Here is a 23557-nt window from a genome sequence, read left to right as displayed (position 1 = left end):
ACCGACGTCTAGCGACCGCCGCCCAGATCGAGGAATGTGCCAGTGGCGTAGGAAGCCTTGTCCGACAGTAACCAGATGATCGCCTCGGCCACTTCATCCGGGCGCCCACCCCGGGCCATGGGAATACCGGACTCAAGCTTGCTGACCCTCTCCGGATCACCGCTCAGGGCATGAAAGTCGGTGAATATATAGCCAGGGCGCACGGCATTGACGCGAATGCCCTCACCCGCCACCTCTTTTGACAAACCGAGGGTGAAGGTGTCGAGTGCACCTTTGGAAGCTGCGTAGTCGACATATTCACCTGGCGAACCCAAGCGAGCCGCCACCGACGACACGTTGACGATACTGCCGCCCTGCCCGCCATGCTTGGGCGACATGCGCAGCACCGCATGCTTGGCGCACAGGATCGGGCCGAGCACGTTGGTCTTCATGATTTTCAGGATGCGGAACTCGGACATCTCGTCAACGCGGGACTTGTGCCCCACCGTGCCCGCATTGTTGACCAGTGCGGTCACACGGCCCAGCTCGGCGTCTACACGGTGGTACAACGCGATCACTTCATCCTCGATGCTCACATCTGCCCGCACGGCAATGGCTTGGGCGCCCAGCGCACGCACTTGTTCGAGTACGCGGTGGGCCGCCTCTTCGTCGGACTGGTAGTTGATGCAGATGCGATAGCCTTGGCGAGCGGCCAGCAAGGCCGTCTCAGCGCCAATCCCACGACTGCCCCCGGTGATGATGACGACTTTGTCCATGCGTGCGGTCTCCTGATTCAACCTGATGTTTAGGGTTGGATCCAAGAATACCTGTCACGCGCGGCTTTTGTCAGGCGCAACGGCTTCTTCGGCGCGTTGGATATCTGCCATGAAGCCCTCTGCTGGCAACGGGTGGCCCAGCAGGTAACCCTGCAGGGAATTACACCCAAGCCGTGTCAGGAAATTCTGCTGCACATCCGTCTCGACACCCTCGGCAACAATCCGTAACCCTAGGGCCTGGCCAAGGGCGACGATGGCCGAGACGATGGCGGCGTCGTCGCTGTCGTGTTCCAGGTCGCGCACAAAGCCTCGGTCGATCTTCAGTTCGTTGGCCGGCAGGCGCTTGAGGTACATCAGGCTGGAATAACCGGTACCGAAGTCATCGATGGACAAGTCGACGCCCATGTCCGACAGCTGCTGCAACACCGTCATGCTCGCGTCGGCGTCGCTCATGGCCGTGGTTTCAGTGATTTCCAGGGTCAGGCTGTTGGCCGGCAATTGGTGCCGCTCAAGGGCCGCCGCCACGCTCTTGACCAACCCGGCGTGGCAGAACTGCAAGGCCGACAGGTTCACGGCGATGCGCCAATGTTCGTAGCCCTGAACGTACCACAGACTCATTTGACGGCAGGCTTCGTTGAGCACCCACTCCCCAATCGGAATGATCAAGCCGGTCTTTTCCGCCAGTTCGATAAACGTCGCCGGTAGCAGCAACCCCTGCTGCGGGTGTTCCCAGCGTAGCAAGGCTTCGGCGCCGACCGGGATGCCGCTGACCGCGTCGAACTTGGGTTGGTAGTACAGGCGCAATTGCTCCTGTTCCACCGCATTGCGCAAGTCCTGCAACAGCTGCAATTGCTTGCGTGCGTTGTTGTTCATCGACACGTCAAAGAAGCTGTAGCCGTTCTTGCCCATGCCTTTGGCGTGGTACATCGCGGCGTCGGCGTTCATCAGCAATTCCTGAGGGTTGCTACCGTTACCCGGGAACATTGCGATGCCGACGCTGGCAGAGATCTTCAGCTCATGCTCGGCCACCTGGAAGGCGCGGTTGATCAAGATCACCTGGCGTTCGGCAAGACCAAGGGCATCGTCCGGCTGGCTCAGTTGCACCAGCAACACAAACTCATCGCCGCCGATGCGCGCCAAGGTGTCCTGGCTGCGCAAGTCTTCGCGCAGGCGCAGGCCGACTTCACGCAACAATTGGTCACCCATATGATGACCAAAGGCATCGTTGACCGGCTTGAAGCCGTCGAGGTCGATAAACATCAGCGCAAAGCAACCGCCCTGCTCTTTCACCGCTTGCATGGCCTGTTGAATGCGATCGGCCAGCAACGTGCGATTCGGCAGGCCAGTGAGCATGTCGTGCAGGGCCAGGTGGGTCAGTTCCTGGTTGGCTTGGGTCAGGGAATCGGCCAGCACGGCGGTGCGGGCTTCCAGGCGGGCGTCGAGCAGCGAGGTGAGCAAGGCGATGGCCAGCACCGCCAGGGTCGTGACCAGCACCAGGTTATCCAGGCCCTTGCCGCTCAGGCCGTTCAGCGCGGCACCGCAGAAACTGTCATCGGCGAAACGAGCCGCGGCCATGCCGGTGTAATGCATGCCGACGATGGCAAAGCCCATTACCACCGCTGCGCCACCTCGTAAAAGCCGCACGTACGGTGTGTTACGGCGCAAATTGTGGGCGATCCACAGTGCCGCGCCAGACGCGACCACGGCGATCAGCAACGACGCGCCAAACAAGGTGGGGTCATAGTCGATGCCTGGGGTCATGCGCATCGCGGCCATGCCGGTGTAATGCATGCACGCGATGCCGGTGCCCATGACCAGCGCGCCAAACCCCAGTTGCCAGGCAGGCAAACGCGGCTGGCTGATCAACCACAAGGCAAAGCCGCTCGACAACACCGCGATCAACAACGACAGCGCGGTGATGCCCAAATCGAAGCCCAGGGCAAACGGCAAGCGCAGCGCCAGCATGCCGATGAAATGCATCGACCACACCCCCACACCCATCGCCATGGCGCCGCCGGCTATCCATAGATAAACGGTACGACCTTTGGCGGTAGCGATGCGACCGGAGAGATCCAGTGCGGTGTAGGAAGCCAGGATCGCAACGAACAGTGAGATCACGACCAGTGAGGGTGAATAACTACCGATGAGCATGGGACTTCTCGTGCGCAGCGGGCCTGAGACGCCCGTGCCAGGTGGCAAAGCGGGCGATTGTAGCGAGAATAATTCTTGAGCAGTTGATTAATTATCAGAGGGCCATTAGTGGCATTTTGACGCCAATCTACTGGCTCAAAAGACCCTCGACGACCGCGCCTTTGCACTGCGCGGAGGTCGACCTTCACCCCCCCTGTAGAAGCCGGCAAGCCGGCTTCTACAGATGACCGGCGTTGCAGAGTCAGTCTTTCTCGGCAATCGGCGTCTGCCCGTCCCAGCCACCGCCCAATGCCGCGATCAATTGCACACTGGCCACCAGGCGTGTCTGCAGCAACGTCAATACCGTGCGTTCGTTGCTCAGGGCTGTGGCTTGCGTGGTGACCACATCCAGGTAGGCAATCAGCCCCGCCTTGTATTGGTTCTGGGTCAGACGTAACGATTCACGGGCGGCGTCCAGTGCTTCATTGCTGACCACCGCCTCGTCTTCCAGCACCTTGAGCTGCACCATGTAGTTTTCCACTTCACGGAAACCATCCAGCACGGTCTGGCGGTACTTGGCGACAGTCTCGTCGTAGCTGGCGATGGTGCGGTCGACTTCCGCTGACCGTTGGCCACCGTCAAACAACGTCATGGCCAGTTTTGGCCCCACCGACCAGAAGCGGTTCGGCAGGCTGATCCAGTCGGCGTAGGTGCTGCTGGAGTAACCACCGGCCAGGCTAAGGCTCAGGTCCGGGTAGTAGGCGGCCTTGGCCACGCCGATGTTGGCGTTGGCGGCAATCACCGAGCGTTCGGCCGAGGCGATGTCCGGGCGGCGCTCCAGCAGTTGCGATGGCAGGCTCACTGGAATCTGCGGCAGTGCCGGGATGTCCTTGCTCACCGCCAGGTTGAAGTTGGCCGGCGCTTCGCCGATCAACACTGCAATCGCGTTTTCCAGCTGGGCGCGCTGCCAGATCAGGTCGATCAGGCTGGCCTGGGTGGTCTTGAGCTGGGTTTGTGCCTGGGCCACCGCGTCCTTGCCGGAAACCCCGGCACGGTATTGGTTTTCGGTCATTTGCAGGGAGCGCTGATAGGTCTCCAGCGTGGCTTGCAGCAAGCGCGTCTGTTCATCCATGACGCGCAGTTGCAGGTAGCTTTGCACCAGTTCCGATTGTTGGCTCAGGCGCATCGCCGCCAAATCCGCAGAGCTGGCTTCGGCGCTGGCTTCATTGGCTTCCAGGCCACGGCGCAATTTGCCCCAGATGTCCGCTTCCCAGCTCACGCCCAACTGGGCATTGAGGGTGTCGCGGATGCCGCTGCTGGAGCTGCTCAGGCTCGCGTTGCTGCTGCCGGTGCCCTGGCTGGCGCGGGTTTTCCCGACGCTCAGGTCGACAGTCGGGTAAAACGCGCCCCGGGAGCTGCGCACCAGGGCCTGGGCCTGGCGGAAGCGTGCTTCGGCCTGGGCTACGGTTTGGTTGGACGTGTTCAGGCGTACTACTAGGTCGTTGAGCTGACGGTCGCCGTACAGTTCCCACCAGGCGCCACGGGCCAGGGAGTCGCTTGGGGTGGCTTGGCGCCAGCCTTGGGCTTCCTTGAATTGCGCCGGCTCGATGACCTCTGGCCGGTGGTAGTCCGGGCCAACGGCGCAGGCGCTGAGCAACAACGCCAACCCCACCGTAGGTGCGAGCTTGCTCGCGAAGGTCGCCAACGATAACGCGCCCAACCGGGAGGTACGTGGTGCCTGGGCGTTTATCGCCGGCAAGCCGGCTCCTACAGGGGAATGCGGTACGCCGGGAGTCGTTGAATCGCGCGGACGTGGTGCATTGGCGTGAGTTGAATCGGTCATAGCGCAGTGTCCAGGGCAGCATCGGTACGCACGCCGCGCCATTTGTTGAAGCGATGGCGCGCGCGGTCGAGATAGAGGTAGACCACCGGGGTGGTGTAAAGGGTCAGGACCTGGCTGAACACCAGGCCGCCGATAATCGTCAGGCCCAACGGACGGCGCATTTCCGCACCATCGCCCGCCCCCAGCAGCAACGGCAAGGCGCCGAGGATGGCTGCCAGAGTGGTCATCAGGATCGGGCGCAAACGCAACAGGCAGGCGCTGCGGATTGATTCCAGCGGGTTCATGCCATCGTGGCGTTCCAACTGCAAGGCCAGGTCGATCATCAGGATCGCGTTTTTCTTCACCACGCCGATCAGCAGGAACAGCCCCAGCAAGGAAATCAGACTGAATTCGCCCCCGGTCAGGTAGATCGCGAGCATCGCGCCTACACCGGCCGACGGCAAGGTCGAGAGGATGGTCAGCGGGTGAATATAGCTTTCATACAGAATGCCCAGCACCAGGTACACCGCCACCAGCGCGCCGAGGATCATGAACGGCTGGCCCTTCTGCGTGGCTGCAAAGGCATCGGCGGTACCGGCCATCTTGGCGATCACGTCTTCGGGCAAGCCGACCTTGGCAATCGCCCGTTCGATAGCGGCGGTGCCCTGCTCCACCGTCACGCCGGGGGCCATGTCGAACGCGATGTTCTCCGAGGCGAACTGGCCTTCGTGGCTGACGCGGTCGTCGGCCAGGCTGTTCTCATAATGGGCAATGGTCGACAGCGGCACCCGTGCGCCCGTGGAGGTAATCACCTGCATCTGGTTGAGCGTGATCGGGTCCTGGGCATATTTTGGATTGACCTCCATCACCACCTGGTACTGGTTGAGGCTGTCATAGATGGTGGAAATCTGCCGCTGGCTGTAGGCGTTGTTGAGCACCGCCGTGACCATATTCATGTCGATGCCCAGGCGCTTGGCCTGGTCGCGGTCGACAATCAGCGTGACCTGCGCCGCGCCCCGGCCTTCACGGGCGTCGATGGCGGTCAGTTCGGGCAACTCGCGCAAGGCGGCGACTACTTTCGGATACCAAAGGCGCAATGCCGCCAGGTCGCCGCTTTGCAGGATGTAGGAATACTGCGCGCTGGTCTGGTCGCGGCTGCCGCCGAATTGCAGGTCCTGATCGGCCATCAGGAACAACCGCCCGCCCGGCACCAGCGGCACCTCCTTGCGCAGACGCTCGATCACCGCCTGGGCGGAAATCTTGCGCTCGCTGATGGGCTTCAGGCGCACCAGCATCACCGCATTGTTGGTGCCGTTGTTGCCGCCGATGAAGCCGGCCACGCTGAGCACCGCCGGGTCCTTGAGCACCGCCTTGCGGAAGGTTTCCATTTTCGGCTGCATCACACTGAACGACAGGCCGTCGTCACCGCGTACAAAACCGATCAACTGGCCAGTGTCCTGCTGCGGCATAAAGGTTTTTGGCACCACCACGTACAGCGCCACGTTCATGCCGATGGTCAGCAACAGGCTGAGCAGGGTCAGGCGACGATGGCGCAACACCCAGTCCAGACTGGTGGCGTAGCCGGCGACCATGCGGTCGTTGATCTTCTGGCTCCAGCGCTGCAGACCGGTCATCTGGGTTTTGACATGGGGCTTGAGCCAACGCGCGCAGAGCATCGGGGTGAGGGTCAGCGAGACAATCAGCGACACAATGATCGCCGCCGACAGGGTGATGGAAAACTCGCGGAACAGGTTGGTGACAATCCCACCCATGAACAGGATGGAGAGGAACACCGCCACCAGCGACACGTTCATCGACAGCAAGGTAAAGCCGACTTCCTGGGCCCCCAGGTACGCCGCCTTCATTGGCGGCACGCCTTCGTCGATATGCCGCGAAATGTTCTCCAGCACCACGATGGCATCGTCCACCACCAAACCGGTGGCCAGGATCAACGCCATCAACGAGAAGTTGTTCAGCGAGAACCCGTACAGGTACATCACCGCAAAAGTGCCCACCAGTGAGACCGGCACCGCCAGGGTGGGGATCAGCGAGGCGCGGAAGTTACCGAGGAACAGGTACACCACCAGGATCACCAGGCCCACGGCGATGAGCAAGGTCATCTCGGCTTCGTGCAAGGTCGCGGTGATCACCGGCGAGCGGTCCATGGCCAGGCTCAGCTTGACGCTGGACGGCAGCACCGCCTGCAACGCCGGTAACTGTGCCTTGATCTGCCGGACCGTCTCGATGATGTTGGCGCCAGACTGGCGGTTGATCACCAGCAGCACCGCCGGTTCGTTGTTGAAGAAACCGCTGTTGTAGCGGTCTTCCACGCCGTCACTGATCTTGGCCACGTCGCCCAGGCGCAGGGCCGCGCCGTTCTGGTAGCGGATCAGCAGCGGCTCGTAGTCCTTGGCCTTTTCCAACTGGTCATTGGCCTGGATCTGCCAGTTGCGCTGGCTGTCTTCCAGGGAACCCTTGGGCCGGCGCTGATTAGCGTTGGCGATGGTGTTGCGCACATCGTCGAGGGCCACGCCGTACTGGTCGAGGGCCTTGGGTTCGAGCTCGATGCGCACCGCTGGCAAGGAACTGCCGCCGATCTGCACTTCCCCAACGCCAGGCACCTGGGACAGGCTCTGCGACAGAATGGTCGAGGCCAGGTCGTACAGTTGGCCCTTTTGCAACACATCCGAGGTCAGCGACAGCACCATGATCGGCGCCTGGGACGGGTTGATCTTCTTGTACGTGGGCATGCTGCGCATACCGCTGGGCAGCAGATTGCGCGAGGCATTGATCGCCGCCTGCACTTCCCGCGCCGCGCCGTTGATATCGCGGTCGGAGTCGAACGCCAGGATCACCCGCGTAGAACCCTGGCTCGACGAACTGCTCATGGTGGTGATGCCGGCAATCGCGCCGAACGAGCGCTCCAGCGGCGTCGCCACCGTAGACGCCATCACCTCGGGGCTGGCACCGGGCAAGCTGGCCGACACCACGATCACCGGGAAGTCGATCTGCGGCAGCGGTGACACCGGCAACAGGTTGAAGCTCACGCCGCCCAGCAACAGGATCGCCAGGCTCAGCAGCATGGTCGCGACCGGCCGGCGGATGAAGGGTCCGGACAGGTTCATGACTCAACCGGCTCCAGGCTTTGCGGCTCTTTGCGCCAGCGGCGGCCGAGGCGGTCGAAATACAGGTAGATCACCGGCGTGGTGAACAGGGTGAGCACCTGGCTCACCAGCAGGCCACCCACCATCACCAGCCCCAGCGGCTGACGCAATTCCGCACCGGAACCGGTGGCGAGCATCAACGGCACCGCGCCGAACAATGCGGCCAGCGTGGTCATCAGGATGGGCCGGAAGCGCAGCAGCGCCGCCTGGTAGATCGCGGTCTGCGGGTCAAGGCCCTGGTTGCGTTCGGCGTCGAGGGCGAAGTCGATCATCATGATCGCGTTCTTCTTGACGATACCGATCAGCAAGATGATGCCGATGATCGCGATCATGCCCAGGTCATTGCCGCTGAGCAGCAACGCCAGCAAGGCCCCCACCGCCGCCGACGGCAAGGTCGAGAGAATGGTGATCGGGTGGATATAGCTCTCGTAGAGCACACCCAGCACGATGTACATGGTGACCACCGCCGCCAGGATCAGCAGCAAAGTGCTCGACAGCGAGGCTTCGAAGGCCTGGGCCGCGCCCTGGAACTGAGTCTGCACACCCACCGGCATGCCGATGTCTTTCTGGGTCTGGTTGATCAGCTCCACGCCTTTGCCCAGCGCAACGCCGGGGGCCAGGTTGAACGACATCATCACTGCCGGGAACTGGCCGATATGCGCAATCGCCAATTGCGCCTGGCGCTGTTCCACACGGGCCAGGCTGGACAGGCGCACCTGGCCGCCGTCGGTGGTTTTCACGTGGATCTGGTTCAGCGCATCCGGGCCGAGGGTTTCGCCGGACTGGGCCTGCAACACCACGCGGTACTGGCTGGCCTGGGTGTAGATGGTGGAGATCTGCCGCTGGCCGAAGGCGTCATACAACGCGTCGGTAATGGTCGATACGCTGACGCCCAGGCGCGAAGCCGCGTCGCGGTCGATCACCAGGTACACCTGCAAGCCCTTGTCCTGCAGGTCGCTGGCGACGTCAGTGAGTTCGGGCAACTGGCTCAACGCGTGGACCAGTTTGTCACTCCACAGTGCCAGCAACTCGGCGTCCGGCGAGGACATGCTGAATTGGTACTGGGTGCGGCTCACGCGGTCTTCGATGGTCAAATCCTGCACCGGCTGCATGAACAGGCGGATACCCACCAGCTTGTCGATTTCCGGCTGCAAACGGGTGATCACCTGGGCCGCGCTCAGGTCGCGCTGGCCGTGGGCCTTGAGGTTGATCAGCAGGCGCCCGCTGTTGAGGGTGGCGTTATCGCCGTCCACACCAATATAGGAAGACAGGCTTTCCACAGCGGGATCGGCGAGGATGATCTTCGCCAGGTCCTGCTGGCGCTGGCTCATGGCGGCAAATGAAATCGACTGTGGCGCTTCCGAAATGCCCTGGATCACGCCGGTGTCCTGCACCGGGAAGAAACCCTTGGGCACGATCAGATATAGGAACACGGTCAGGCCCAGGGTCGCGATGGCCACCAACAGGGTCAGCGGCTGATGCTTGAGCACCCACTGCAGCATGCTGCCATAACGCGCGATCAACCAATCGATCCAGGCGCCGCTGGCCTTGTAGAAGCGGCTTTGCTCTTCCTCCTTGGGCTCACGCTTGAGCAAGCGTGCGCACATCATCGGCGTGAGGGTCAGGGACACCACCAGGGAAATCAGGATCGCCACCGCCAGGGTGATGGCGAATTCGCGGAACAGGCGCCCGACCACGTCTGCCATGAATAACAGCGGGATCAGTACGGCGATCAGCGACAGGGTCAGGGAAATCAAGGTGAAGCCGATCTGCTTGGCGCCCTTGAGCGCGGCGGCCAGCGGGGTTTCGCCTTCCTCGATATAACGGGAGATGTTCTCCAGCATCACGATGGCATCGTCCACCACAAACCCGGTGGCAATGGTCAGCGCCATGAGCGTGAGGTTATTGATGGAGAACCCCGCCAAGTACATCACGCCAAAGGTGCCCACCAGGGACAGCGGCACGGCTATGGAGGGAATGATCGTGGCGCTGACCCGGCGCAGGAACAGGAACGTCACCATCACCACCAGGGCAATGGCGATGAGCAATTCGTGCTGCACGTCTTTGACCGAGGCGCGGATGGTCTGGGTACGGTCGGTGAGTACCGTCACGTCGAGGCCGGCCGGCAGGTTGTCAGTGATGCTCGGTAACAGCGCCTTGATGCGGTCCACCACCTCGATCACGTTGGCCCCCGGCTGGCGCTGGATATTCAGCAGCACAGCCTGGTTTTCGTTGGCCCAGGCGGCAAGGCGTTCGTTTTCGGCGCCGTCGACGATCTGGGCCACGTCTTTCAGGCGCAGCGGCGCGCCATTGTTGTAGGCCAGGATCAGTTCGGCGTATTGCTGGGGCGAGACCAATTGGTCGTTGGCGTCGAGCATCGACACGCGGGTGGGGCCGTCGAAATTACCCTTGGGCTGGTTGACGTTGGACGCGGCAATCAGGGTACGCACGTCCGACAGGTTCAAGCCATTGGCCGCCAGGGCCTCGGGGTTGACCTTGATGCGCACGGCCTGACGTTGGCCGCCTGCGATGCTGACCATGCCGACGCCGCTGATCTGCGCGATTTTCTGCGCCATGCGCGTGTCGACCAGGTCATTGAGTTTGGGCAGCAGCATGGTCTTGGAGGTGATTGCCAAGGTCAGTACCGGGGTATCCGCCGGGTTGACCTTGTTGTACACCGGCGGCGCCGGCAGGTCCTTGGGCAACAGGTTGGTCGCGGCGTTGATCGCGGCCTGCACCTGCTGCTCGGCGACATCCATGTTGATGTCAAGGTTGAAACGCAGGGTCAGCACCGACGCACCGCCGGAGCTGGTGGAGGCCATCTGCGTAAGGCCGGGCATTTGCCCGAACTGGCGTTCCAGCGGCGCGGTGACCGCACTGGTCATCACGTCGGGGCTGGCGCCGGGGTAAAGGGTCATCACACGGATCGTCGGGTAATCCACCTGGGGCAAGGCCGACACCGGCAGCAAGCGATACGAAATGATGCCGGCCAACACAATGGCCAGCATGCTCAGCGTGGTGGCGACCGGGCGAAGGATAAACAGCCGCGACAGGTTCATGAACCGACCTTTTGCGCCTTGCCGGCAGTGGTGCCGGTCTCCCCTTTCGCCGCGGGTTTGCCTTGCAAGTGCTCGGTCGGGGTGGTCGGCACTTCGCTGCTGTCGTTGACCACCTCGATTTCACTGCCGTCCTTCAAGCGGTCGGTGCCTTCCAGCACCACGCGATCGCCGGCCTTGAGGCCTTCTTTGATCACGGTGTTGTCGCCATCTGTGTCACCAATCACCAGGGGCTGCACCTTGACCTTCTTGTCACCGTCCAGCACGTAGACAAAAGTGCCGGTGTTGCCGAACTGGATCGCCGCCGACGGCGCCAGCACCACGTTGTGCAGGGTATCGGCCAGCAGGTGCACATTGACGAACTGGTTGGGGAACAGCGCCTGGTCCTTGTTATCGAAACGCGCCTTGAATTTCAGGGTGCCAGTGGTGACGTCGATCTGGTTGTCCAGGCTCTGCAGCACGCCGGTCGCCTGTTGCTTCACGTCGCCACGGTCCCAGGCTTCCACGGGCAGCTTGTTGCCGGCGTGGTAGCGGGTGAGTACGGTTTCCAGGGTATTTTCCGGCAGGGTGAAGGCCACGCTGATTGGCTGGGTCTGGGTAATCACGGCGAGGAACGTGGTGTCGTTGGCTGCCACCAGGTTGCCGACGTCCACCTGGCGCAGGCCGACGCGGCCACTGATCGGCGCTCGGATCTTGGTGAATTCGAGGTTGAGCTTGGCGTCATCCACCGCACCCTGGTTGGTCTTGACCGTGCCCTGGTATTGCAGGACCAGCGCTTCGGCGGTGTCCAGGGTCTGCTTGGCGATACTGTCCTGGGCGTACAGGTCGCGGTAACGCTGCACGTCGACCTGGGCGTTTTTCAACTGGGCCTGGTTCTGCATCAGCGTACCCTGGGCCTGGAGCAAGGCGTTCTGGTAACTGCGCGGGTCGATCTCGGCGAGCAGGTCACCGGCCTTGACCATCTGGCCTTCTTCAAAGGCGATCTTTACCAACTCACCGCCCACCCGGCTGCGCACATTGATGGTGTTGAGCGCGGTGACGGTGCCCAAGGCCTTGTAGTACACCGGGAATTCGCCCAGCACCGCAGGCGCCACGCGCACTGGCACCGGACCGGTAGAGCCACCGAAACCCGGGCGCATCATCCCCGACTTGCCGGCACGTCCGGCTGGCGCCTGCGCGGCGGCATCCTTGTGGCTGGCGGGCCAGAACTTCCAGCACAGGCCGGCGATAACCAGCAGCACAAGCAGGCCGAACAGCCAGCGGCGGGACTTACGGGGGGAGGATTGCATGGAGTGATCAACCATTGGGCGCGAGAGCTTCTTCTTTGGGAGGCTGAAAGATAAGCACTGGGGCGCATTTAGAAAAGCGCCTTTACCGGCTATTTACCTTGGGCTTACAACTTTTAACTTCTGACCTTAGTTCATCGGCCGTTTCGCTAAGCATCTGAGCTACCAATAAAAACGGCCTGGACTAGGCCAGGCCGCAATCATGCATCAAGCGTGTTACTGCAAAACGACAGTAACGTACCGAAACAGTTACTTCAAAACAGCCAGGGCTGCTTCGTAGTTTGGCTCTTGGCCGATTTCGCTGACCAGTTCGCTGTGCAGCACATTGTCATTTTCGTCCAGCACGACAACGGCGCGTGCGGTCAGGCCTCTGAGCGGGCCATCAGCAATCGAAACACCGTAGTCCACTGCGAAATCCGAATCACGGAAGTCGGACAGGTTCTTCACGTTTTCCAGACCTTCGGAGCCGCAGAAACGCGCTTGGGCGAATGGCAGGTCGGTGGAGATGCACAATACAACGGCGTTGTTCAACTCGTTGGCCTGGGCATTAAACTTGCGAACCGAGGTCGCGCAGGTCGGGGTGTCAACGCTTGGGAAAATGTTCAGCACTTTGCGCTTGCCGGCGAAGGTCGCCAGGGTCGCGTCCGACAGATCGCCGGCAGTCAGGGTGAAATCAGGGGCTTGGGTGCCGGTTTTCGGCAATTCGCCTTCAACCTGGACAGGGTTACCACGAAGGGTGACTTGAGCCATGAACGGAATCCTTATGCTGATTTGGGTTTAACGAATTCGAGAGGCCGAAGTTAACCACAAAGTACGTTCGCTACCTACCGCCAAACATAAATTGTCATGTCGTCGGTTATGGTTTAATTGCGCGCTTTGCGCCCTGCCCCTCAAGGAAAACGATGTCGATGAATGCCCCTGCCACCAAAGTCCTGGTCATTGGATACGTCTGGCCGGAACCCCGTTCCTCGGCCGCAGGCGGGCATATGATGCAAATTCTTGAGAGTTTTCTTACGCAAGGTTGGGATATCACCTTCAGTAGCCCCGCCACTATTGGCGAACACAAGGCCGATTTGACTGCACTGGGCATCGCCGAATGTGCCATAGAACTCAATAACAGCAGCTTCGATGATTTTGTCCGCGAACTGGCGCCGGATATCGTGCTGTTCGACCGTTTCATGATGGAGGAGCAGTTCGGCTGGCGTGTCGAGAAGCACTGTCCCGATGCCCTGCGGGTGCTGGAAACCTGTGACCTGCAGAGTCTGCGCGACGCGCGCCAGCAGCGACTGAAGGATCACCTCAAAGCCCATCCCCACAGCGAGGATTTCAGCGCCCTGTTCGCGCCAGCGCTGAACGATGAATTCCAGCTGATGGCCGATACGGACATCGCCAAGCGCGAAATTGCAGCGATCTACCGCTGTGACATCAGCCTGATGATCTCGGACGTGGAAGCGCAACTGCTCACCGAGCAATTCAAGGTACCCGCCGCCCTGCTCCACTGGTGCCCGCTGATGTTGCAGCCGCCGACCGAGCCCTTCGTGCCGTTTGAAGACCGTGCGCACTTCCTCAGCATCGGCAACTTCCGCCACGCGCCCAACTGGGATGCGGTGTTATGGATGAAAAACAGCCTGTGGCCGCTGATTCGCCAGCAATTGCCCGGCGCGCAGCTGCATATCTACGGGTCCTATACCCCGCCCAAGGCCACGGCATTGCACAACCCGGCGCAGGGTTTTCATGTGATGAATTGGGCCGAAGATGCCCTGCAAGTCATGACCGCCGCGCGTATCTGCCTGGCTCCCCTGCGCTTCGGCGCCGGCATCAAGGGCAAACTGGCGGACGCGATGCTCTGCGGCACACCGAACATCACCACGCCCATCGGTGCCGAAGCCATGGGTGATGATCAGCCGTGGCCTGGCATGATCGAACATAGCGCCCCCGCCCTGGCCGCCGCCGCCGTGGCGCTGTATCAGGATCGTGAACGTTGGACCCAGGCCCAGGAAGACGGCCGCCGGTTGCTGGCACGACGCTACAACGCGGCCACCCACCGGCCGGCGTTGGTGGCGTGCCTGGAACACTGTCGCGGCAACCTGGCTGCCCACCGCCGGGACAACTTCACTGGCAGCATGCTGCGCCACCACGCCCATAAAAGTACGCAGTACATGTCCCAGTGGATCGAGGCGAAAAACCGCCCCTTATAAACACCAGCGCTGGCGAGGGCGCGCGCGACGGGGCATCATCCTACGCAGCAACCACAATAAAGCGACGGCAGCATGACCCGAGCAACGCGTATCACCGACCCTTCCTACGAACTGATGGACGACCACAACGGCCTGTCCATCATCTATCGCCAGCACGGTTTCCCCTGCCCGCTGGTGCGCTGGCACTTCCACAAAGAATATGAGCTGCACCTGATCGTGGCCAGCTCCGGCAAGGTGTTCATCGGCGACTACATCGGCAACTTTTACCCGGAAAGCCTGTTTCTCACGGGTCCCAACCTGCCCCACAACTGGATCAGCCAGGTGGAGGAAAACGAGGTGGTGCCCAAGCGTGACATGCTGGTGAATTTCACTGATGAGCTGTTCGAGCAAGGCAGCCACATCTTCGCCGAACTCAAGACCCTGGCGCCGCTGCTGGAGCGCGCGCAGTACGGCATCGAATTCCGCTGCAAAAAAACCATCGCCCAGGCCATGACCTTGATGCAGCGCATCGAGGACACCCAGGGCATGGCGCGCCTGGGGCACTTCTTTATCCTGCTGGACGTGTTGAGTGCGTGTGAGGACTACCAATTGCTCTCCGGAGTGACCACGCCGCAACTGGCCGATGAACACAGCATCGACCGTACCAACCGCGCAGTGGACTATATCTTTGCCCACTACGCGCGCGAGTTGCCACTTGAAGAAGTGGCGGAGTATCTGGGGATGAAGCCCACGTACTTTTCGCGGGTATTCAAACAGGCCACCGGACGCACGTTTATCGAATTCGTCAATCGGCTGCGCATCAGCAAGTCCTGCGAGTTGCTGGCCGACGGCGACAAGGCTGTGACCGATGTGTGCTTCGAATCGGGCTTCAATAACATCTCCAACTTCAACCGGCGCTTTCAGCAACTCAAGGGCATGACACCCTCCCACTACCGGCGCCTGGCAGTGCAACGGCTCACCGAAGAAAACCGCGGCCAGCATCTTACGACACCAGCAAACGGCTACAGATCAGGCCTTTAGATCGCTGCCTTCGCGCAATGGAACCTTGTAAATAGCCAAGCCACAGAGTGAACACTCCCAACGCTTCTTTTTTATTCGTTGGGTGGCGTATTTTTCACATGCAGGCATAAGGCGCTCGACTAATGACCAGAGTTCACCGCTCTCGCTTAACCACCTCTGTTACGCCCACGGAACCTACAAGACAAAGCCTGCAGGCGGCACCTGAGAACCCGGCGGCCGCCAAAGTCGTCGGACTTTTTCAGGCACGTCAAAACGGGCAAATGGAGCGCTCGCAACCCGAATACGCCGAAAATATGCCCAAACACGCGCCGCAGCGGCTCTTTGATCTGCTCAGCTACACGGTGACAGAAGAGCAGCCAAGTCTGGCCGAACAGATCAGTCAGTTGGTACAGGGCACCGGTAAGTCACTCACAGACGAAGCAGTGCTGCACAATGAAGTCGAGCGGCTCCTGAACCAGCCAAGCGCGCTCAATCCGCAAAAAACTTACACCCAGCTTATTGACGAAATACTCCAAAACCCGTCGCGCGCCATGCCTAACAAAGCCCATGGTTTTTCTCGAGTGCGCCGAGAACTGGGAAATGCCGCCCCTGCGCAAAACGCAGGCGACACTGCGGTCCAGCAGTTCGCCAATGCCTTGGTTGAAGACAGCGACAGCCAACTGGCGATTAACTTCGCCAATCATCTGATCCGCATTCGGGTGAATGCGACCCCATACAGCCTCGCTAGTGCAGCCCCAATTGCCATCCCGCCCAGCTCAACGTTCGGGCTTGCCTGGAACGAACTGGCTGACGCACTCGACGCGGAGCCTTTCAAGACCTTTGCCCAAACCAAAGGTATTGATATTTCAAGTCTTGTCATCAAGGCCAATGGAGACCTGACTGGGCGGATACACAATCAAACCTTCAGCTTCTCTTTGACACAAGATCCCGAATGGGCGAACGCTTCATCTGCCGTTTTGACCGCGTCGAACAAAATGCGCGGGGACATCACGTTCCGCGACCGAGGGCACGCACCAGCGGAGGACGTCGCAGGCTTTTATCTGGAGCGCAACAGCCGCTTCAACAGTGACGACACGCTAATGGCGATTGATCGGCTGATGAGAGAGAGAAACTTCAGTTCGATAAGTAATACCGACAGCTACTACGCGGCTCGATACGTCCCAGTCCAGGAGCGCCAAAAGGACGCCAAACAACAGCTTGCAAACCTGCCACCTTCCCGGTTGAACCGACTACTGGCAGATTTCGCGCCCGCGTCGGCGGCACAAAAAATCAAGGACGCCGATCAGGCCCTGGCCCGCCTGAGCAGCCAAGCGATTGGCACGTTGTCAGGGTTCACGATTGAAGAACTGCCCGAGTACTCGACCTTCAACCTCGTACGTAACAACCTCAAGGAGGCGCTGAACGGCGTTGCCTTTACGGCGTTCGCAAAGGAACAAAACCTTGACGTGTCGAGCGTCCGGATCTTTTCGGAGGACGGAACCTTGATAGGCAAAGTCAATGGCGTCGACACCACCTTCGTTTTGAACGGCCTCTCCGGTTGGTCCGACGTCTGGCCGCAAGTACAGCCTGCGGTAGAACGTATGGCGACAGGCTCAGGCGACTACGTGTATTACCCCAGCGCACGCTCTGCAGAGGTTTCAGAAGTGCTCCGTTTTTACGCGGAAGAAGGACTGCCTCGAAATGACTTCCCTAAGCCTGGCTGGGAGCGAAGAGTGCACGAAGCGAGTCTGCGCAGAAGTGCCAAAATCACTCAAGTCGACGGCTTCAAGGCATTGGTCGGCACGCCCACTGACGATGCCCGCTCGCTGAGCGTACGCGCGGCGCAGCAGGCTGTCATAGTGCAACTCACTGGAAAACCACTGCACCTTACGCCGCTTGAAACCCTGGCGGCAGCAGCCAAGGCCAACGTGCCACAGACCACCCCCGCACCGCCCGTAAACGCGGCACCAGGCCCCGACACGCCAGAAGACACCTTGGCACGTGCCGAAGCCGAACTGGTCGGCACTACACATCGCGTGATGCTTGAGCTCAAGAGCGACCCGACCCCTCCTGCATCAAAAAAGATTGCACCGATCCCGGCCAACAGCCTGTTCGGACAATGGCGGGCTTACTTGGACAAAGCCCTGAAGAGCAGCGGTTTTACCGAGTGGGCCGCGAAACAGGGCATTGACCTGAGCGCCTTGCGCTTTGACCCAACGGACCGCGCGCTGATCGGCAAGGTCGGTGGTGTTGAGCAGCGTTTTACCGCCACTGACTTCACGAAAAAATACCCGGAAGCGCATTTTGACGTGCTCACGCCAGTGTTGACCGCTGCCGAGGCATTCACCGCACACGGAAAACCGATCACGCTGGCTCAGGCCAACGACAGCAGCGCATCCTTTGAGTGGGTGGCCAATTTCTATTCCATCAGTACCGACTACGGCAGCGAGGCGTTCACGCGACACACGGAGCTGATGGGCCGAACATTGGAGTTTCCAACGCCACCTGAAAACCCACGAAAAATCGTGAGCTGGCTGAACCAGCGCAAAACCGCGTTAGGCGACAGCAATGATAGGTATGCGCTGATCCATCAGCTTAAATCCGGGAATGTTGATAACGACGCCACAACCGGCTTTACGGTGGATCCGGACTCCAGCCACCAGCCCAAGGGCACCACGACACTCCAGAAGTTTCTGTCAGACCACGGCTGGTACGGCGCGACGTGGGCCGCACAGGTCGATAACTTGCTGCTGGCGTTGCAAACCGAGATCCCGCAGGCACCTCCCTTAGGCAACCAATGGGGCTTCTTGTCCACGGACCTACCGTTGAGTGCCGAGCAACGCGACGCCGTAGGTAGGTTTGTCAAAACGGCTATTGGCAACCACGACACCCTTCTCAGTTTCTTGAGTTCCGGCGTTTCCCACCTGAGCAGCGACCCTGATCAAGCACTGCAACAGCTCCTCGCCAGTGACATCGCCCAAGAACTCGCCGCGAACCTGCAAACCGCAATGACGGGCGCTGCCACCCCAACCAGCCTTAAGCAATGGCTATTGACCGCCGTTGTGTTGGAGCTTGATCCAACGGCCGGCACCCAGCGCAATATCGTCGCAGGTTTCGACTTCATGTGGTCTGGGAGATGGGGCTACGGCGCCGACAAGATGCATGAGTGGTTCAGCCAAAATTTGGCCAAAACCAAGGAGATCCCGGCAAACCTCCTCCCGGCAGTCACACGCTTGTTAATGTCAGGCGCTGCGCCACATCTGTTGGTAAAAGACTTACCCTCGACGCTGACGCTCGGCTCCACGGAATGGCTCAGCTTTTCAACGGCGGTGAATCTAATCGAACTGCTAAGTGCTGGTGCCAGCGCAAACATGACTTACCAGCAGGTCATGGACTTTCATAAGATCAAGCCCATTTCAGCAGATGAAAACCGCTTACACGCCATCGCCCAACTGAACCCGGTGATTGATTGGGCAGTCATCAATAACCATCTTGTGAAAAATGACAACGACGAATACAGCTTCGAACAACTGAACGACAGCCAGGAAAAACTCAATACGCAGATCAAGGAGACCTCGCAAGCCAAGCGTTACCTGCGAACCTTCGAACCACCAAGCAGAAGGGCCATGGCCCTGGCGGCACTGAAAGAGAAATTTGGCTCAGCCATCGATTTTGAGCGCCCGGTCCTATGGGAAAAGGTTGCAGGCGGGCTCTTTTCCGGCATTCACGCAAGCATCGTCGAGGTCTATGAGGCTGGCCGCCTGGGTGAAAGTTGGCGTACACACCAACCAGGTCTGAACTTCGAAGACCTGCGCAAAAAGGCACATGAGTTGCCGGATATCAACGAGCAATTCGACAAAGCCATCCAGCCAGACTTCACCCAGCGCAGGGCCAGTACGATTTCCCTGTTCAAAGATATGCTCAGCAAGTTGCCGCTGGAAGAGCGTAATAGCCTTAACTTTGGCGCGGTTGAACTTCTGCAAGTGGAAGGTGCCGCCGGTGGCATCATCATAACCTCCGTCTACGAAGGCGTGAGGAGGGATTTCGCGGTCTATCCGGCAACTGGGCAAATCGTCAAAATCCCCGACATTGATCCATTAACGCCGCTAGACAAAAAAGTCAGCCTTGTTATCGACATGGACGCGCTCAAAAACGGGACAGAGCCCAAACAGGGTGTCACCTCCGATGTTGTATTGAGGGAAAGCGAGCAATTCATCCTCATCGAGCGTGCTGACGACGACAAACGCCCTGAGTTGCGTGAAAGGCTCTTCCTTGAACGCCCTGCAAGTGACACGTCCTCCGTTTACGACGGCGAGAGGATGGAGGACCTCGCCAAGGTGCTGGTTGACACGGCCTACCTGCGCAAAAGTACCTTCGTCGCTACCCACCGTGGGTTGCACAATGCAGTTGAACAGGGAGTAGAACCCAGCGACTTCTTCAAAGGTCTTTTACGTGCCCTTCCAGGCGGCAGCAGCCTTGAAGATATTTACCACGGTGAATACGTCAAAGCGGCGGGTGATCTACTCATTGATATCGCGCTCTACGTGGCCACTGAAGGCGCTGGGAAAATATGGACGCTAGCAAAAACAGGTGTTGCGTGGGCCACTGCCAAGGTTTCCGACAAGTTTGTCGAGAAGTTCGGAGCAGAAGAAGCCGAAAGCATTGCACTCAAGGATGTAAGCGCCGCCAGCACCTCGAATTCGATCAACTCATTGAGCCGCATGCAGGATAGCCGCATTGCAGAGTACACGGCAGACATGGCCGACGGCAGAGTCATACGTTCCGACATCCAGAACCAAGTCAAGGTCACCACAGTATTGCAGGACGGTAAATGGTACGCCTACGACGCCAAGACACAGACGGCTTATGGCCCCGCCCTGGAGGGTTTTATCTCGGATACATCAGCCCCCCTGCGCCAAGAGACTTTCTCAAGCGGCACTCAAGCCCTGGTAACTGAAAAGCCCCTGGCCGCCGATGCATATTCCCTGCCTCGCGCCCATGGCTTCGACCTGGTCAATGAGGGCAAGGTCTACCGTTACGATGCCCGAAATCCCAATGTGCTCACCGACCTGGAGTCGGCCGACCACTTTAAGCCCTTGGATAAGGTCGAAGCGATCTGTGAGGCACCGTCCGTTGGCGGCAGAGCCAAACGCGGTGCCAATGATGCGTGCTTCTCCAAAATCATTGGGAACACTCCCAACGAATTGACTCAGGAGCTACAAGCACTTGAGCATGTGCGCTTGTTCCCCTCACCGTCGAAGCTTTTCAGAAAGGATCAATTTGTCGTCTTCGAACGACGCCGCTACCAAGTGATTGAAAGCGAAACAGGGCCTCAACTTCACCCGACGCTGGACAACAAGCCCATCACCTACAAATCGCTGATAACCGGCAGCATCAAACATGATCCACAGTTTGGCCTTTACGTTGGGCAAACCAACGAAGCACTGAACCAGGAAACGCGTGTTATCAAGCTCAACAGCATCAGCGATATCAGTGACGACAAGCGCGAAGTTCGCGCGGTCATCGTTAACGGTCGAACGCTTGGTGACACCGAAAAGTACCTGGTGATCGAGGCGGACACCGCGCAGTTTTATTACGCGAAACTGAATACCACGGCATCCGGTGAACTCACATTCTTTAAAACCACACCCAACGACCTATCACTCGTAAATGGCTATCGGAATAAATTCAGCACCCGCCAAGGCGTGGCCAGAACACCACTGGATGCCGAATTCATCGCCCTGCCCAAACTGGACTCGGCGCTGGCAGAGTTGAAACGTTCGGGTTACCAGAAAAAAGATGTCGACGAGTTAGGTGCTTTCGTTAAAAACATGACGAAGGAGCAGCAGCGCGAGGTGCTCTATCAGTTGCAACGTAGCGAAGCGATTGGCAAGGCGAATATCGCCCTGAAGCCAAATCAAGTAACCGCTCTGACAACGCCTGCGAACTTCTCGACGTTAACAGCCGAGCAGCAAAACACACTCCTGGCGCAGCAGGTAAAAGACACGGTAACCCGTTCCATGACGGCCACCGGGCTAGGCCCAGGCAACCGGATACGCTCAGCATCGGATATTGCACGAGCAGACGCAGCCAGCCAGACCGTCGAATGGTTGCGTCGAAGCATTCCCAGCAGTGCGCGGAATCGCTCTGACATGATTTTGAAAGCCGGCGCCGGCAATTGCGGAGAAATGGCCCTGCTTTCGAGGGACATCATCAAAAAGAGTGGTGGCAATGCCTACGAATGGGCAGCCTCAGATGCTCACGCATTCACTGTGGTGGGCGGCCCCTCCGGGCTACCTGCAGCAACGGTCGACTTCTCGGAACCTGAGTGGACGGATGCCTGGGTTGTCGACCCGTGGGCAGGCATTGCCAGCCCCGCTCGTGAGTACACGCAAAAATTGAAAGCGGTCATGACGCAATGGGAGCGTGATGGCATAAAAATAGTGGACGGCAACAAGACCATAAGCCCACTGGACAAAGACTGGATGGGTGCCCTTATCACGAAACCGAAGACGCCGTATCCTCACGGTTATATCAACCCCTAAGCCCCTGCTGCGCCGGGCGAAAAGCGCACGCAGTTGCAGTGCAGCGATTTTCGCCCAGGCCGGGCAGTGAAAAGTTTCAGCCACCGCCAAAGACAGTGCAAAAAAGTATCAGTCCCAGTGTTCCCAAGGATTTGTCACAGCGCAATTAGAAGGCTGTAATCAACGCACACTCTTCCTGACTCCCTGTGGGAAGACACAACAACAATAACTGTCCTTCTGTAGCCCCGTGGGCGCGGAAATGGAGTGCGCGATGAAGTTCACAGCAAAAGCCCTGCTTGTCTCTACCTGCATGATGACCTGCATGACCCTCAGCGCCGTCAGCCTTGGCGCGCAGACCCTGACCATTGCCACCGTCAACAACAGCGACATGATCCGTATGCAGAAGCTCTCGAAAACCTTCGAGACCGAGCATCCGGAGATCAAGCTGAACTGGGTGGTGCTCGAAGAAAACGTGCTGCGCCAACGCCTCACCACCGACATTGCCACACAGGGCGGGCAGTTCGACGTGTTGACCATCGGCATGTACGAAGCTGCACTCTGGGGTGCCAAAGGTTGGCTGGAACCGATGAAGGACCTGCCGGCGTCCTACGACCTCGATGATGTATTCCCTTCGGTGCGTGACGGTTTGTCCGTCAAGGGCTCGCTGTACGCCCTGCCCTTCTACGCCGAAAGCTCGATCACCTATTACCGCACCGACCTGTTCAAGGACGCCGGGCTGACCATGCCCGAACACCCGACCTGGACCCAGATCGGCGAATTCGCCAGCAAACTCACCGACAAGACCAAAGAGCAATACGGCCTGTGCCTGCGCGGCAAAGCCGGTTGGGGCGAGAACATGGCGCTGATCACCACCCTGGCCAACGGCTACGGTGCGCGCTGGTTCGATGAGAAGTGGCAGCCGGAATTCAACGGTCCAGAATGGAAAGACGCGCTGAACTTCTACGTCGACAACATGAAGAAATCCGGCCCGCCGGGTGCTTCCAGCAACGGTTTCAACGAAAACCTGGCGCTGTTCAACAGCGGCAAGTGCGCAATCTGGGTCGACGCCAGCGTGGCGGGCTCATTCGTCACCGACAAGACCCAAAGCAAAGTGGCTGAGCATGTCGGCTTTACCTTTGCCCCGCACGAGAAGACCGACAAAGGCACTTCATGGCTGTACTCCTGGAGCCTGGCGATCCCTACCAGCTCCAAGGCCAAGGACGCCGCCAAGGTGTTCACCAGCTGGGCGACCTCTAAAGAATACGGCGCCTTGGTCGCCAAGACCGACGGTGTTGCCAACGTGCCGCCAGGCACGCGCAAATCAACCTACAGCGACGAGTACATGAAGGCCGCGCCGTTTGCCAAGGTGACCCTCGAATCGCTGAAAGTCGCAGACCCGACCAAACCGACGCTCAAGCCGGTGCCGTATATCGGTATCCAGTTGGTGACCATTCCTGAGTTCCAGGCGATCGGGACGCAGGTCGGCAAGTTCTTCTCGGGCGCGCTGACGGGTCAGCAGACAGTGGATGCTGCATTGACCGCCGCGCAGACCACCACCGAGCGTGAAATGAAGCGGGCCGGTTATCCCAAGTAACCTCCCTGACCTGTAGGAGCGAGCTTGCT

The 23557-nt window shown here is 59.7% G+C and carries 11 protein-coding genes; 4 read left to right on the top strand and 7 right to left on the bottom strand.

Annotation, left to right across the window (positions count from 1 at the left end; genetic code table 11):
* Positions 1-8 precede the first annotated feature (8 nt).
* The 7 genes from U367_RS0105050 to tpx all read right to left on the bottom strand — a co-directional run bounded on the left by U367_RS0105050 (position 9) and on the right by tpx (position 12963).
* The gene (locus tag U367_RS0105050; RefSeq protein WP_028615947.1) at positions 9-755 is read right to left on the bottom strand and encodes an SDR family oxidoreductase; all 747 of its coding nucleotides are present in this window, start codon (positions 753-755) and stop codon (positions 9-11) included.
* A gap of 54 nt (positions 756-809) precedes the next feature.
* The gene (locus U367_RS0105045) at positions 810-2906 is read right to left on the bottom strand and encodes a putative bifunctional diguanylate cyclase/phosphodiesterase (protein WP_028615946.1); all 2097 of its coding nucleotides are present in this window, start codon (positions 2904-2906) and stop codon (positions 810-812) included.
* 241 nt (positions 2907-3147) lie between these two features.
* Positions 3148-4728, bottom strand: a complete 1581-nt coding sequence (locus tag U367_RS0105040; RefSeq protein ID WP_122554762.1) for an efflux transporter outer membrane subunit — start codon at positions 4726-4728, stop codon at positions 3148-3150.
* A complete protein-coding gene (locus U367_RS0105035) occupies positions 4725-7832 on the bottom strand; it encodes an efflux RND transporter permease subunit (RefSeq protein WP_028615944.1) in 3108 nt (1035 codons plus the stop codon). The genes U367_RS0105040 and U367_RS0105035 overlap by 4 nt, the downstream gene beginning before the upstream one ends.
* Positions 7829-10930, bottom strand: coding sequence for an MdtB/MuxB family multidrug efflux RND transporter permease subunit (locus tag U367_RS0105030; RefSeq protein WP_016980347.1), 3102 nt, complete (start codon positions 10928-10930; stop codon positions 7829-7831). The genes U367_RS0105035 and U367_RS0105030 overlap by 4 nt, the downstream gene beginning before the upstream one ends.
* Entirely contained in the window at positions 10927-12231 is a 1305-nt protein-coding gene (locus U367_RS0105025; RefSeq protein ID WP_028615943.1) for an MdtA/MuxA family multidrug efflux RND transporter periplasmic adaptor subunit, read from the bottom strand. The genes U367_RS0105030 and U367_RS0105025 overlap by 4 nt, the downstream gene beginning before the upstream one ends.
* Before the next feature lie 231 nt (positions 12232-12462).
* Positions 12463-12963 (bottom strand): thiol peroxidase, encoded by a 501-nt coding sequence (gene tpx / locus U367_RS0105020; RefSeq protein ID WP_028615942.1) that lies wholly within the window; start codon positions 12961-12963, stop codon positions 12463-12465.
* Between the two features lie 158 nt (positions 12964-13121).
* Between tpx and U367_RS0105015 the strand changes: the two genes are divergently transcribed.
* The 4 genes from U367_RS0105015 (at position 13122) to U367_RS0105000 (ending at position 23528) form a co-directional block, all read left to right on the top strand.
* Positions 13122-14411, top strand: coding sequence for a glycosyltransferase (locus tag U367_RS0105015; RefSeq protein ID WP_028615941.1), 1290 nt, complete (start codon positions 13122-13124; stop codon positions 14409-14411).
* A 72-nt stretch (positions 14412-14483) separates the two neighbouring features.
* Positions 14484-15431 carry an AraC family transcriptional regulator gene (locus U367_RS01000000129880; protein WP_050587833.1) on the top strand — a complete coding sequence of 316 codons (948 nt, stop codon included), beginning with the start codon at positions 14484-14486 and terminating at the stop codon, positions 15429-15431.
* A gap of 122 nt (positions 15432-15553) precedes the next feature.
* Positions 15554-21955: a hypothetical protein gene (locus U367_RS01000000129875; RefSeq protein ID WP_236639966.1), complete on the top strand. Its 6402-nt coding sequence runs from the start codon at positions 15554-15556 to the stop codon at positions 21953-21955.
* 289 nt (positions 21956-22244) lie between these two features.
* Positions 22245-23528 carry an ABC transporter substrate-binding protein gene (locus U367_RS0105000; protein WP_372514806.1) on the top strand — a complete coding sequence of 428 codons (1284 nt, stop codon included), beginning with the start codon at positions 22245-22247 and terminating at the stop codon, positions 23526-23528.
* The last annotated feature ends 29 nt before the right edge of the window (positions 23529-23557 follow it).

It is taken from the genome of Pseudomonas canadensis, from assembly GCF_000503215.1.
Taxonomy (GTDB): Bacteria; Pseudomonadota; Gammaproteobacteria; order Pseudomonadales; family Pseudomonadaceae; genus Aquipseudomonas; species Aquipseudomonas canadensis.
Note: the sequence above shows the minus strand (reverse complement) of the source record. Positions and strands in the feature narration are given on the sequence as shown.

Coding starts and splice junctions, on each gene's coding strand:
- U367_RS0105050 (WP_028615947.1), bottom strand. CDS start 755: ATGGACAAAGTCGTCATCATCACCGGGGGCAGTCGTGGGATTGGCGCT.
- U367_RS0105045 (WP_028615946.1), bottom strand. CDS start 2,906: ATGCTCATCGGTAGTTATTCACCCTCACTGGTCGTGATCTCACTGTTC.
- U367_RS0105040 (WP_122554762.1), bottom strand. CDS start 4,728: ATGACCGATTCAACTCACGCCAATGCACCACGTCCGCGCGATTCAACG.
- U367_RS0105035 (WP_028615944.1), bottom strand. CDS start 7,832: ATGAACCTGTCCGGACCCTTCATCCGCCGGCCGGTCGCGACCATGCTG.
- U367_RS0105030 (WP_016980347.1), bottom strand. CDS start 10,930: ATGAACCTGTCGCGGCTGTTTATCCTTCGCCCGGTCGCCACCACGCTG.
- U367_RS0105025 (WP_028615943.1), bottom strand. CDS start 12,231: ATGGTTGATCACTCCATGCAATCCTCCCCCCGTAAGTCCCGCCGCTGG.
- tpx (WP_028615942.1), bottom strand. CDS start 12,963: ATGGCTCAAGTCACCCTTCGTGGTAACCCTGTCCAGGTTGAAGGCGAA.
- U367_RS0105015 (WP_028615941.1), top strand. CDS start 13,122: ATGAATGCCCCTGCCACCAAAGTCCTGGTCATTGGATACGTCTGGCCG.
- U367_RS01000000129880 (WP_050587833.1), top strand. CDS start 14,484: ATGACCCGAGCAACGCGTATCACCGACCCTTCCTACGAACTGATGGAC.
- U367_RS01000000129875 (WP_236639966.1), top strand. CDS start 15,554: ATGACCAGAGTTCACCGCTCTCGCTTAACCACCTCTGTTACGCCCACG.
- U367_RS0105000 (WP_372514806.1), top strand. CDS start 22,245: ATGATGACCTGCATGACCCTCAGCGCCGTCAGCCTTGGCGCGCAGACC.